Origin of the sequence: Pseudomonas sp. B21-041 (assembly GCF_024748675.1) — a bacterium.
Lineage (GTDB): Bacteria > Pseudomonadota > Gammaproteobacteria > Pseudomonadales > Pseudomonadaceae > Aquipseudomonas > Aquipseudomonas neuropathica.
In genome coordinates this window covers 5041026-5054477 of the sequence record NZ_CP087175.1, presented here as the reverse complement: position 1 = coordinate 5054477, position 13452 = coordinate 5041026, and the positions used below count along the sequence as shown (strand labels likewise).

Here is a 13452-nt window from a genome sequence, read left to right as displayed (position 1 = left end):
GATCAGTCGGCGCGCGGCGGACTGTTCTGCTCGCCGAGGGTCTTGTCGTCGCTGATGGCAATGTGGGCGCCGTTGTCCAGTTTGATCTGGCCAGCCGTTACCACTTGTTCGCCGCTCTGCACGCCCTTGTTGATCATCACCAGGCCATCGCGGCGTTCACCGGTTTCGATGAAGCGGCGTTCGGCGATCAGCACCGGTTGGCCCTTGTCGTCCTTTTCGAGACTGCCGTCTTCGGCTTTCTTTTGCCCGACCACGTAGATCGAGTTGCCGTAGAGGGTGTAGGTGATCGCGCTCTCCGGCACGACGATGTGTTTCTGCGGATCCGGCAACAACACCTCGAGGCTGGCGAACATGCCCGGCAGCAATTTGCCGTCGGGGTTGGCCAGCGTGGCGCGAACCAGAATGTTGCGCGTAGTGCTTTCGACGATCGGGTTGATCGCGCTGATCTTGCCGGCGAAGTTTTGCTTGGGATAGGCGGCGACTGCAATCTGCACCGGCTGACCGATGGCCAGTTTCGGCACCGATTGTTCGGGCAGGTAGAAGTCGGCGTAGAGGCTGCTCAAGTCCTGCAGCGTGGCGATTTTGGTGCCGCTGGCGAGGTAGTCGCCGACGTCGACCTGACGGATGCCGATGGTGCCGCTGAACGGTGCGAGGATGCGTTTTTTCGCCAGCGAAGCGTTGAGCTGATTGACCGTGGCTTTATTTTTCTGCAGTACAGCGGAGAGCCGGTCGTACTCGCCTTTGGAGATTGCGCGGCTGTCGACCAGTTGCGCGCCACGGCCGAAGTCCAGTTGCGCCAGACCGAGATCAGCCTTGGCGGTTTCCAGCAGGGCGGTTTCGACGCCACTGTCGAGTTGCAGCAAGGGTTGCCCGGCCTTGACCTTCTGTCCGGACTCGAACTTGAGTTCGGTGACGGTGCCGGCGACTTCCAGGCTCAGCTCGACACCTTGCAGCGCCTTGAGCGTGCCGACGGTCGGCAGACGCATCTGCCACGGCTGTTCGGTGGCATTGGCCACGGCAACGCTGATCGGCGGTTTCGGCTTGGAAAAGCCCTGGATCATTGTGTAGATCGAAAAGGCTTTGTATCCGCCCAGCACCAGGACGATCAACAAAACAACACCCAACATGATCAGCATGCGGCGACGCAGCATATTTCCAGTTCCTTGGATAAATCAGGTGAGACAGGCGGGCACATTACTCCGAGTACAGGGGGGATTCCAACTGGCAGTTCTTACAGGGGGGCGCAAAAAGATCGCAGCCTGCGGCAGTTCCTGCAGAGGAGTGCATTCCAATGCAGGAGCTGCCGCAGGCTGCGATCTTTTAAGGCAGTTTTACGCCATCAAGTGCAGATGGTTGTCCCAGAGCCCCGCCGGTAATTCCAGTGGCTTGGCCAGCAGCTCATCCTGACGGCAATCGTAGTAACGGCAACGTCCTTGCCCGGAGGTCACGACAAAACCGTCCTTCACCGCACCCACACCCGCGCAATCGGGCAACGGCGCGTCGAGGCGCACCTCGCCACTGTCCAGATCCCAGATAAAGAAGCGGTTGCCACGCGGCGCCGTCAGCGCAACCAGGCGCAAGTCGCTGTGCACCGCAACACTGGCGGTGTAATGCCCCATCGACTGCAACTGATGCTCCGGCACCGGGAACGCCACGAACGGCTGCCCCGGACGCTTGATCGCCAGCAACTCCGAACGCTCATGCGAGGCGCCCATGAACTGCTGACCGGCGACGATGGTGCCATCGCTGGCGATGCCCAGATGGCGCACGCTGTTCATCTGCTGGGCGAGGGTTTCCTTGCTCAGCAGGGTGCCATCGCGCTGCATCAGAACCAGACTTGGCTCCATGGCGTTGAGGTTCATGTCGACGCGGCTTTCTGCCTCGGTACGAATCCCGCCATTGGCCACCACCAGCGTCTCGCCATCGGGCATCCACGACACCTGATGCGGGCCGAGGCCGTGGGTGGAAATTTCGCCGGTGTGCACCAGCCGTTCGCCTTCGAACTTGTACACACCGAGCAAACCACGGCCAGGATCGGTGGTGTCGTTCTCGGTGGCGTACAGGTATTCGCCGTCCTTGTGCACCACGGCGTGGCCGTAGAAGTGCCGGTTCGGCTGCGAGGTCACCGTCTGCAGCAACTTACCGTCGCGCAGGTCGATCAGGTAACTCTCGGTGCCCGGGCGACGTGCGACGAACAGTGCAATCGGCTGCGTCGGATGGTTGATGATGTCGTGGCAGCGTTGGCCGACTTCGGTGGCGAACACCCGCGTGCCATCCAGCCGATAGCCGACGGCGTAGTGCTTGCCGTCGGTGTCGTCGCGCGCCGACAGCAACAGCGGGCTCTGATCCTTGCGTTTGAACAGCGTCCAGCCGCCCAGCGTCACTGCTCCCAGCAGTGCACTACCTAAAGTCAGAACCTGACGTCGCAGCATGGCACTTGCCCTCATCAGTCACCGTCGTTGGCGTTGAAGCCCAGTTGGATGCCCAGCGCCTTGGCCAGTTCGCCTTCGTGCAGGCGATGGACGACGTTGAGGCTGTCGTAGATGTCGTTCAGTTGCTGACGACCGGCGTCATCTTCGAGCATTTCGCCGAGCGAACGCTGAGTGCTGTCGAACAGTTTCAGCGAAGCGGCGTAGGCAGCGTCGATCTTGTCCGCCAGTGGCTTCTGCTCAGCCGGCAACAGACCGCGCAGGCCTTTGTTGTCGACACCTTCCCAGACGGTTTTGGCAGCGGCGAGGCTGGCTTCCAGTGCGGTCAGCGAGGACTGGCTGCGCCAGGCATCGGCCTGGAACGGTTGAGGCACGCCTTTGCTCTGGCGGCCCATTGGCGTGCCGAGTTTTTTCTTCAGAGTGTCCAGTGCAGTGACTTGCACACGCAGCAGATCGGCGATCGCTTCGTGGGAGTCGGCATAGCGCTGGTTGGGGAACTTGGTCATCTGCGCGAGCATGCCGTCAGTGTTGTTCCAGCCCTGCAGAATCTCTTCGGCCAGTTGCTTCTGTCGTTCGCCAATGGCGATCAGCAGTGGGCAGTACTTGGCTTTCTGCTCGGCGTTGGCCACGTCAGGCTTGGCGTCGAACAGGATGTACTCGTACGCCGACAGACCTTGAACGACTACGCTCGATTTGGCCAGGGCGGCGGCGTCGATCTGCGGCTGCGCGACGACCAGTTGCTCGACCTGACGGCCGACGAGGTTCTTCTTGTCCGGCCAGAACTGTACTTGCCACGAACGGTTGCCCTCGGCCAACGGGCCGATCAGCAGCGGTTGCAGCTCGGCCCAGGCTTTCTGCGCGTGCAGGAAATCGGCGCGGGCGGTTTCCAGGGTTTCCTTGCCCTGGCAGTAGGCGAGGGCGCTGACCGCCAGTTGCTTGTCGGCCTCGACCCAACGGGTGTAGGTCGGCAGGATCACTGATTTGGCGATGGCCGCCGACGTGACCGCTTGCGGATCCTGCGGCGAGCAGGCACCGAGGGCGAGCGCGGCAAGGCTGGTGAACAGTAGTTTGGGACGGAACATGTCGGGCTCCCGATTCTTTTCAGTGTTTAAAGTGAGTTCAAAAACGCCAGCAGCGCGGCACGCTGCTCGGCATTGAAAGACAAAACCTGTTGCTGCGCGGCTTGCGCTTCGCCGCCATGCCAAAGCACCGCTTCGAGCAGATTGCGCGCGCGACCGTCATGCAAAAACTGTGTGTGGCCGCTGACGGCTTGCGTCAGGCCGATCCCCCACAACGGCGGCGTGCGCCAGTCGCGGCCAGAGGCCTGGAATTCCGTACGGTTGTCGGCCAAGCCGTCGCCCATGTCATGCAGCAACAGATCGCTGTACGGACGAATCACCTGATTGGCCAGTTCAGGTTCGGCTGCGTTGGCGACGGTGGTGTATTTCGGCGTGTGGCACGAATCGCAACCGGCCTGGAAAAACAGGTTCTTGCCGGCCAGCACTTGTTCATCGTTGACGCCACGCCGCGCGGGTACGGCGAGGTTACGGCTGTAGAACAGCACCAGACGCAGGATGTTGTCGCTGACTTCCGGCTCGCCGTCCGGGCCATTGCCGTTTGGCGCCTGTTTGCAGGCAGTTTGCGCCTCGGTGCAGTCATCGAAGGGGCGCAGGCTGGTGGTGAGGCCCATGTCACCGGAAAACGCGTGGACGTTCTGTTGATTGAGGTTCGGTTGTCCGGCTTTCCAGCCGAATCTGCCCATGACGGTCTTCTGCAACGCATCATCCCAGACCTGATTGGGACGGCCATTGATGCCTTTGTTGTCTTTGGCTTGCGCGGTGGCGTTGGCCAGAATCGCTTCTTCGGGGATCGCTTCGAGCAGGCCCAGACCAATCATCGGCGGGGCAACGCGGGCCGAGAAACGCGTGTCCGGGTGCATCGGGCCGTAGCCCAGTTGGGTGATCTGCAACACTGGCTTGCGCAATTCGACTTCGGTGCCGTCCTTGAAACGCACGGGCACTGGCGTGTAATCGACGCGCACTTTGCCTTCGGGGGCTACGCCGGGCACGGCCATGTCCTGGAACTGGCCGCCGTAGACCGGCTCCGGCACTACGCCGACCTGCTCAATGAGCTTGGCGAATTGCGGCGCATCAGGGATCGACAGGCGCACCAGCATCGACACCGCGTTGGCGGCATCCGGCGTTGGCGGATGGCCGCGACCGTCCTTGATGTGGCAGTTCTGGCAGGCGTTGGTGTTGAACAGCGGGCCGAGACCATCGCGCGCAGTGGTGGTCGACGGTGCGATCACCCATGGGCTGCGGAAGAAACTGTTGCCGACACTGAAGTCCACTCGCCGTGACGGTGGCAGGTTGGCCGAGGGCAGGGAGAATGCGTTCTGATCGGTCTTGCGCACGGTCGCTGCACCGCCCGAACGTGCTTCACCCGGCTCAGCCTTGATGAAACGCGGGGCGTCATCGCACGCACTCAGGCCCAGGGCCAGCAACAGTGCGGACAAGCGAAGAGGCAGCGAGGGCATCAGACATCCTGCGGACGGGCGAAAATAAAGGCGCAAAGTCTAACAGGGCGAAGGAGTTTGAATAAGAGGAATTATCGTTTGCTTGATACAACGCGAATCTGAAGGCCTATGCAAAACCCCTGTAGGAGCTGCCGAAGGCTGCGATCTTTTGATCTGTCTTTTTAGAAGCAAAGTCAAAAGATCGCAGCCTTCGGCAGCTCCTACAGTGAGCCGTGTACGGCAGGTATGAAAAAGGCGACCCGAAGGTCGCCTTGTTTGACGCAGACGCAGTTGATCAGAACTCGTGATCAGCGTTGTCCGGGTTCAGGTCGCTGATGCCCAGTTTGCCGGCCGCGGCTTCGATCGAACCGGTCTGCTTGACCAGCGATGCGATCGCGTCGCGAACGATCTGGTTGCCAGCGGTGTTGCCGGCAGCGATCAACTGGTCGTAGTGCTCACCCTTGTTGGCGTGATCGACCATGACCTGGATCTTGGCTTCAGTGGCGGCCAGATCGGCTTTCAGTGCGGTGTCGGCAGCCGGGTCGGCCTTGGCCACCAGCGACGACAGGCTGGCGCCGGTCATTTTGGTGCCGTCAACACGGGTGTACTCGCCCAGGTAGACGTTACGAATGCCTTTGGCATCGTAGAAGTGCGAGTTGTGGGTGTTGTCGCTGAAGCAATCCTGCTCGTCTTCAGGGGAGTTGGCTTCCAGGGAAACCTTCATGCGCTCGCCGGCCAGTTCGCCCAGGGACAGGCTGCCCATGCCGAAGAGCATTTTGCGCAGACCGGTTTCGCCCGGCTCGGCTTCCAGGGTGGCGCGGTAGTTGTCAGCCACGTTCGGCTTCCAGTTGCCGACCATTTCTTCCAGGTCGCTGACCAGCAGTTGGGTCACGGACTTCAGGTAAGCACGACGACGATCGTTGTGACCGCCAGTGGCGCCGGCGCCTTCCAGGTAGTCGGAGGCCGGACGGTTGCCAGCGCCAGGGCCGGTGCCGTTGAGGTCTTGGCCCCAGAGCAGGAATTCGATCGCGTGGTAGCCGGTGGCGACGTTGGCTTCGGAACCGCCCAGCTCGTTGAGGCTGGCGAGTTTTTCCGGGGTGATGTCTTTGACGTCGACCTTGTCTTCGCCGACCTGAACTTCGGTGTTGGCGATGATGTTGGCGGTGGCGCCCGGGTTACCCAAAGCGTGCTCGTAGGATTTGTCGACGTAGTCGATCAGACCCTCGTCCAGAGGCCAGGCGTTAACCTGACCTTCCCAATCGTCGATGATGGTGTTGCCGAAGCGGAACACTTCGCTCTGCAGGTACGGAACGCGCGCGGCGACCCAGGCAGCCTTGGCGGCTTTCAGGGTGTCGGCGTTGGGCTTGGCGAGGAAGGCGTCAACGGCGGTTTGCAGGGTTTTCGCGGTGGATTCGGCGTCGCTGTAAACGGCGAAGACCATGTCGGCGTAGTGTGCGACCACAGCCTTGGCGGCGGCTTCGTCGACTTTACCGGCAGTGGCAGGCGCCGCCGCAGGTGCGGTGGTGCTGGCGGCTGGGGTCGGTGCGGCCGGAGCGGCGGCCTTGTCTTTGCCTTCGCCGCAACCGGCGAGGGAAATAGCGATGGCCAGCAGACTGGCGGTAGCCAGAGGCATACGAATCATGGCGAACATCCTGCTTCGATAGTTGAGTGGACTCGCGCTGGGGGTGCGCAAAACTGCGACATAATGCAAATCTTTCGCATTATGTGTAAAGGGTTGTGGCTGGAAATATTTCTTATTTACGCAGATCAAAAGATCGCAGCCTGCGGCAGCTCCTACAGTGGGAACGCATTCCAAATGTAGGAGCTGCCGCAGGCTGCGATCTTTTGATCTTCTAGAGAATGGCCGCGTTACTGCGTTGCGCCTGTTTGAGATAGGCGCCCAGTTCCCGGGCCGGCAGCGGTTTGCTGTAGTGGTAACCCTGACCTTCGTGGCAGCCTTCGGAGATGATGTAGCTTTCCTGTTCGGCGGTTTCCACGCCCTCGGCAATTACCTGCATGCCCAGGCTCTTGCCCAGTTGAATGATCGCGCGAACGATGGTCGCATCGTCGTCGTCATCGAGCAGGTCCTGAACGAAGCTCTTGTCGATCTTGATCTTGTCCAGCGGCAGGCTTTTCAGATAACTCAGGGATGAATAGCCGGTGCCGAAGTCATCGATGGCGATCAATGCGCCAGAGCGGCGCAGGCTGAGCAAGTGCTGGGCGGCGGTGCTGATGTCTTCCATCAGGCCGGTTTCGGTGACTTCCAGTTCCAGACTGCGCGGTGGCAGGCGGTACATCTGCAGCAGGTTGTTGACCACTCGCGGTAGCTCGGCGTGGTGCAACTGAACCGTCGACAGGTTGACCGCCATGCGCAAGTCGACGAAGCCCTGATCGTGCCATTCGCGCAATTGCTTGCAGGCCTGATCGAGCACCCATTCGCCAATGGCGATGATCGTGCCGTTCTGCTCCGCCAGCGGGATGAACAAGTCCGGCGGCACCAGACCGTGTTCCGGATGCTGCCAGCGAATCAACGCTTCGACGCCGACCACGCGGTGATCGCGATAGCTGATCTGCGGCTGATAGACGAGGTAGAACTGATCACGCAACAGCGCATCGCGCAGGTCTTTTTCCAGTTCGCGACGGCGGCGCATCTCGCTGTCGACGCTGGCGATATAGAACTGATAACGGTTGCGCGAGCGGGTCTTGGCCAGGGTCATGGTCTGCTCGGCCTTCTGCAACAGCTTCTCGGTGCTGTCGCCGTCCTCCGGGAACAGGGTGATGCCAATGGTCGCGCGCAGGCGGATTTCCTGATGGTCGAGGGCGAACGGCGCCTCCAGATCATCAAGGATGCTTTGCGCCAGTTCGGCCGCTTCGTAAGGTTGCTCGATATCCGCTTGTACCAGTGCGAACTGGTCGCCGCCGAGACGAGCGAGGGCGCCGAGGCGACCGCTGTGGGCGCGCAGACGATCGGCCAGGGCCAGCAACAATTGGTCGCCGGTCTGGTAGCTGAATTGCTCGTTGATACCTTTGAAATCATCCAGCCCCACGCACAACACCGCGACCCGGCGTTGCAGCTTGCCGGCGTCGACCAGAATTTTGTCCAGTTGCTGCTGGAGTTGCTGGCGATTCGGCAGGCCGGTGAGGAAGTCGTACTGGGCCATGCGCAGCAGACTGTTTTCCGCTTCATGACGCAGATGAGTGTTGCGTTCGATCGACTCGAGCAACTGATTGGCGGTGTTGATCCAGATCCCCAGCTCGTTTTTTTCGTGGCCCTTGAGCTGCGGAATCTTGTGTTCGCTGGGGCGATCGGGGTTGATCTCGGTGAGGTGTTCGATGATTCGCGACAACGGCTTGGTCAGCAGCCAGTGATAGACCAGATACAACACCAGGCCCATCGCCAGTGCGCGCAACACCCCGGAAATAAAGATGATCACCGAACTGACGATAAAGCCCTCGCCATAGGTGGCGGTGTCGAGGGTGATGCTCAGGTCGCCGTAGTACTCGCTGTACGGACCACGCCCTACCAGTTGCGTGGTGAAGGTGCGTTCCTGGCCGAGAATCAGGTCGGTCAGCCAGCGGCTGTTGGACTGCTGCAATTCGCGGGATTTCTGCGCGAGCATGGCTTCGTTGGGATGGCCGATAGAGGCCTGACGCACGGCATCGTCCTGGAACAGGCCTTCGATCACCTGCATGCCCATTTCCCGGTCGAGGCTGTAAACCGCCTGGGTCGAGGGATCGCGGAACATGTCGAGGATGCGTTCGGCGTCGCCGGCAACGGCCTGGCGGGTTTTGTAAGCATCGAAAACGATCTGTGCGCAGCTCAAGACTACGCCGACGATCAATGCCGACAGGAGCACGACCCGGAGCAACTTCACCGACAAGCTGTTCTTGAGTTCCAGCTTCAAAGGGTTATTCCTTGTTCCGTGCGGGTAGCGTCAAGTTGCCATGAGTATTGGCAATCCCGAGTTGGCAGTCAAAGGGACAATCAGGCCGGGGATGATTTGCCCGTGGTCTCGTCCGAAATGCTGCTGTCTGGAGTATTAGCCCTAATTTGTACTATGTCGGTAGTTTCGCCCCTCAACTTGAGCGGTTCGCAGCATTTTTTCCTCTTTTTGATGTTAGCCCGCAGTGGCACGGCAGCAAGCGGCCTGAGGCTGCATTTTCTGTTTGATCGTTCCCACGCTCCGCGTGGGAATGCCTCCAGGGACGCGGAGCGTCACGGGCTGCATGCCCACGCGGAGCGTGGGAACGATCATCGTACGGGGTCTATCCGGGCATAAAAAAACCCGGCAAAAGCCGGGTTTTTTGACTGGCGCGCAGCTTAAGCGGTGAAGGTTTTGCCTTCGAACTGCTCAGCAACGAACTTCCAGTTGACCAGGTTCCAGAACGCTTCGACATACTTCGGACGAACGTTGCGGTAGTCGATGTAGTAAGCGTGTTCCCAGACGTCGCAAGTCAGCAGCGGGGTGTCGCCGCTGGTCAGCGGGTTGCCGGCGCCGATGGTGCTGGCCAGAGCCAGGGAACCGTCAGCCTTTTTCACCAGCCAGCCCCAGCCGGAACCGAAGGTGCCGATCGAGGTTTTGCTGAACTCTTCCTTGAACTTGTCGAACGAACCGAAAGCAGCGTTGATGGCTTCAGCCAGCGCGCCGGTTGGTTGACCGCCGGCGTTTGGCGCCAGGCAGTTCCAGTAGAAAGTGTGGTTCCAGACCTGAGCGGCGTTGTTGAAGATACCGCCCGAGGAAGTCTTGACGATTTCTTCCAGGGTCTTGCCTTCGAACTCGGTGCCTGGCACCAGGTTGTTCAGGTTCACGACATAGGTGTTGTGGTGCTTGTCGTGGTGGTATTCCAGGGTTTCCTTGGAAATGTGCGGCTGCAGGGCATCGTGTGCGTAAGGCAGCGGCGGCAATTCGAAAGCCATGATGATTCTCCTAATCAGGTCTGTTGCGGTGAGCGCAAGGCCGATCACGGGCGGCCAGAAATGCACCGGCGAGTTTTTACTCTTTGCGGCGCAGGGTTTCGATCATAGCACCGGGGTTGCGCCATAACCACGCAACAACTGTGTGGGATAGAGGTTCAAGGGGATGCCCTCACTAAATGACGGATCGCGTTGGAACTGTGATCGTGCCAAGCAAGGCGCGGGACGAAGAGGATGCTTTTTGCCTCTTCGAGTCCTGCAACGCCGCTTGGCACGATCACAGCTCCAACCCGAAGGGCCGCCGCCCCGTAAGGCGCAATCCGTCGTTGTTCGTCGCTCATTTGGCCCGCCAAACCACGCTCCTTACGCCTAGTCTTGCGCTTTACGGGGCGGCGGCGCGACCGTCATTTAGTGAGGGCATCCCCTTAGCTGTTTGGAATAAATCAGCTGGCGAAAATTAATTGCCCAGCCACGGTAAACATCATCAGCGCCACCACCAGATCGAGAATCCGCCAGGTACTCGGACGTGCCAGATATGGCGCCAACCACGCAGCACCCAGTGCCAACGTGAAAAACCACAGCAACGAAGCACTCGCCGCGCCCACTACATAAGCGCCCGGCACCGATTGCTGCGCGCCGAGCGAGCCGATCAGCAGCACCGTATCCAGGTAAACGTGCGGATTGAGCAGAGTCACCGCCAAAGCGCTGAGCATCACCGCCCGCAGGGAGCGCACGGTCTGGCTCTCGCCCTGACCCAGGCTCTGTTTCGAACAGGCCCGGCGCAACGCCTGACTGCCGTACCAGATCAAGAATGTCGCGCCACCCCAACGAGCAATCGCCAGCAGTGTCGGGTTCTGCGCCAGAATTGTTGCCAGCCCGAACACCCCGGCCGCGACCAGCAGCGCATCGCAGACCACGCACAGTGCTGCCACCGGCAGGTGATGCTCACGACGCAAGCTCTGCGCCAATACAAATGCGTTCTGCGTGCCGATCGCCATGATCAGCCCGAACGCCACCAGCAGGCCGTTCACATAGCTTTGCCACATAACAATTACTCCGCGTTGGCTGCGAGATCGCGCAGCACTTGCATGGCGCGTTCGGCGTCGGCCTGGCCGACGAACAAATGGTCGTGGTAATAGCCGGCAATCACGTTGCAACTGATCCCGGCCTTGCCCAGTGCCGTGGCGAATGCGGCGGTGAGGCCCACGGCTTCCAGCGCCGAGTGCACGTTGAGGGTGATCCACGCGGCGACGTAGTCGAAACTGAAACCGGCCTGTTCAGCTTGGGAGCGTTCGAGAATCACGGTCAGGCCTTCCTGTTCGCGGAAGCTGCCGACGATCTCCAGATCCCTCGGTAACACGCCATCGGGCAGGGTGCAGAATACGTATTCGCCGGCGTTCAATTGCGGGCTCATGCTGCGCAACAAGGTTGTGAGTGAGGTTTCGCCAGCCATTGCAGTGATCCTTGATAAAGAGTGCTTGCTGGCTATTCTCCGGGCGAAACCTGTATAAGAAAAACCAATAGTGCTGATCGCTCATTAGGAAAACTGATGTTCGACTACAAATTGCTTTCTGCTCTGGCCGCCGTGGTCGAGCAGGCCGGATTCGAACGGGCCGCGCAAGTGCTGGGTTTGTCGCAATCGGCGATTTCGCAGCGGATCAAACTGCTCGAAGCGCGGGTCGGCCAGCCGGTGTTGATTCGCGGCACGCCACCGTCGCCGACCGAGATAGGCCGGCGTCTGCTCAACCATGTGCAGCAGGTGCGTCTGCTTGAGCGTGACCTGCAAACCCTTGTGCCCGCGCTGGACGAGGAGGGTTTGCCGGAACGTTTGCGCATCGCTCTTAATGCCGACAGCCTCGCCACGTGGTGGGCCGAAGCGGTGGGAGATTTTTGCGCCGAACAACATTTGCTGCTCGATCTGATTGTCGAAGACCAGACCGTCGGCCTCAAACGCATGCGCGCCGGTGAAGTGGCCGCATGCCTCTGCGCCAGTGAACGGCCGGTGGCCGGCGCACGCAGCGTGTTGCTCGGGGCGATGCGTTATCGCGCGCTGGCCAGCCCGGCATTTATCGAGCGACATTTCCCCGACGGCGTGCGCGCCGAGCAACTGCCACGCACCCCGGCGCTGGTGTTCGGCCCGGACGACTTCCTCCAGCATCGCTACCTCGCCTCGTTGGGCGTCGATGGCGGATTCGAACACCATTTATGTCCGTCCTCGGAAGGTTTTATCCGCCTGATCGAAGCCGGACTGGGCTGGGGCCTGGTGCCGGAACTGCAAGTGCGCGATCAATTGCAACGCGGGTTATTGCGTGAACTGCTGCCAGATAAACCGATCGACGTGCCGTTGTACTGGCATCATTGGCGCAATGGCGGTCAACTGCTGGGCTTGCTGACCGAGCAATTGCTGCGTTCTTCGGCGCAATGGCTGGTGCCGTTGGACTGACGGCCAGCGTCAAGACACACGAATCAGGCAAAACGAAAGACATCGGAGCTTTACATGAAAATTCTGGTCACCGGCGCAAGCGGCTTCATTGGCGGACGCTTTGCGCGTTTCGCCCTGGAGCAGGGCCTGGACGTGCGGGTCAACGGTCGCCGGGCCGAGAGCGTCGAACATCTGGTGCGCCGTGGCGCCGAGTTTGTCCCCGGCGACCTGACCGATCCCGATCTGGTCCGCGAGCTGTGTTCCGACGTTGAAGCCGTGGTGCATTGCGCGGGCGCCGTCGGGCTGTGGGGCCGCTATCAGGACTTTCATCAAGGCAACGTGCAGGTCACCGAAAACGTTGTCGAAGCCTGTCTGAAACAGCGCGTCCGCCGTTTGGTGCATCTGTCGTCGCCATCGATCTATTTCGATGGCCGTGATCATTTCAACCTGACCGAAGAGCAAGTGCCCAAGCGGTTCAAGCATCACTACGCCGCGACCAAATATATGGCTGAGCAAAAGGTTTTCGGTGCGCAGGAGTTCGGCCTGGAAACCATCGCCCTGCGCCCGCGTTTCGTCACCGGCGCCGGCGACATGAGCATCTTCCCGCGCCTGCTTAATATGCAGCGCAAGGGCCGCTTGGCGATCATCGGCAATGGCCTGAACAAAGTCGATTTCACCAGCGTGCAGAACCTCAACGAAACGATGCTCAGCAGTTTGCTGGCCGCCGGTTCCGCACTGGGCAAGGCCTACAACATCAGCAACGGCGCGCCGGTGCCGCTTTGGGATGTGGTCAATTACGTGATGCGCAAAATGGAAGTGCCGCAGGTCACCAAGTACCGTTCGTATGGTCTGGCCTACAGCGTCGCGGCGCTCAACGAGGGCGCTTGCAAACTCTGGCCGGGGCGCCCGGAGCCAACCCTGTCGCGCCTGGGCATGCAGGTGATGAAAAAAAATTTCACCCTCGACATCAGCCGCGCCCGGCATTATCTCGACTACGATCCGAAAGTCAGCCTGTGGTCGGCGCTGGATGAGTTCTGCGGCTGGTGGAAAGCTCAGGACATCCGTTGAAACGATTCGGCCGGGCGGCAATGAACCGTGTAGCCGCTTGGGGGTCAATCCCTGCGGCTGCGGCGGTTATACTTCGCAGCATTTAGCCATCACCGCGTTTCAC

11 protein-coding genes are annotated in these 13452 nt (G+C 60.5%); 2 read left to right on the top strand and 9 right to left on the bottom strand.

Going from position 1 to position 13452, the window contains the following annotated elements:
• Positions 1-2 precede the first annotated feature (2 nt).
• The 9 genes from LOY43_RS22425 to LOY43_RS22385 form a co-directional block, all read right to left on the bottom strand.
• A complete protein-coding gene (locus LOY43_RS22425; RefSeq protein ID WP_095048272.1) occupies positions 3-1151 on the bottom strand; it encodes an efflux RND transporter periplasmic adaptor subunit in 1149 nt (382 codons plus the stop codon).
• Between the two features lie 180 nt (positions 1152-1331).
• Positions 1332-2432 (bottom strand): DUF1513 domain-containing protein, encoded by a 1101-nt coding sequence (locus LOY43_RS22420; protein WP_095048271.1) that lies wholly within the window; start codon positions 2430-2432, stop codon positions 1332-1334.
• A gap of 14 nt (positions 2433-2446) precedes the next feature.
• Positions 2447-3511, bottom strand: coding sequence for an imelysin family protein (locus tag LOY43_RS22415; protein ID WP_038366849.1), 1065 nt, complete (start codon positions 3509-3511; stop codon positions 2447-2449).
• A gap of 26 nt (positions 3512-3537) precedes the next feature.
• Positions 3538-4965 carry a di-heme oxidoredictase family protein gene (locus tag LOY43_RS22410; protein ID WP_258708746.1) on the bottom strand — a complete coding sequence of 476 codons (1428 nt, stop codon included), beginning with the start codon at positions 4963-4965 and terminating at the stop codon, positions 3538-3540.
• 274 nt (positions 4966-5239) lie between these two features.
• Positions 5240-6586 (bottom strand): imelysin family protein, encoded by a 1347-nt coding sequence (locus LOY43_RS22405; protein WP_095125863.1) that lies wholly within the window; start codon positions 6584-6586, stop codon positions 5240-5242.
• A gap of 211 nt (positions 6587-6797) precedes the next feature.
• Positions 6798-8849, bottom strand: coding sequence for a bifunctional diguanylate cyclase/phosphodiesterase (locus LOY43_RS22400; RefSeq protein ID WP_095048267.1), 2052 nt, complete (start codon positions 8847-8849; stop codon positions 6798-6800).
• A gap of 416 nt (positions 8850-9265) precedes the next feature.
• Complete coding sequence (locus tag LOY43_RS22395; protein ID WP_007918933.1) at positions 9266-9862, bottom strand: superoxide dismutase; 597 nt, start codon at positions 9860-9862, stop codon at positions 9266-9268.
• A gap of 440 nt (positions 9863-10302) precedes the next feature.
• Positions 10303-10905, bottom strand: coding sequence for a LysE/ArgO family amino acid transporter (locus LOY43_RS22390; protein ID WP_095048266.1), 603 nt, complete (start codon positions 10903-10905; stop codon positions 10303-10305).
• Between the two features lie 5 nt (positions 10906-10910).
• On the bottom strand, positions 10911-11312 hold the full coding sequence (locus LOY43_RS22385; protein WP_186622841.1) for an ACT domain-containing protein: 402 nt from the start codon (positions 11310-11312) through the stop codon (positions 10911-10913).
• A 96-nt stretch (positions 11313-11408) separates the two neighbouring features.
• On the opposite strand from LOY43_RS22385, the gene LOY43_RS22380 reads away from it, so the two are divergent.
• Positions 11409-12302 (top strand): LysR family transcriptional regulator ArgP, encoded by an 894-nt coding sequence (locus LOY43_RS22380; RefSeq protein WP_095048264.1) that lies wholly within the window; start codon positions 11409-11411, stop codon positions 12300-12302.
• A gap of 54 nt (positions 12303-12356) precedes the next feature.
• The gene (locus LOY43_RS22375; protein WP_258708745.1) at positions 12357-13349 is read left to right on the top strand and encodes an NAD(P)-dependent oxidoreductase; all 993 of its coding nucleotides are present in this window, start codon (positions 12357-12359) and stop codon (positions 13347-13349) included.
• The last annotated feature ends 103 nt before the right edge of the window (positions 13350-13452 follow it).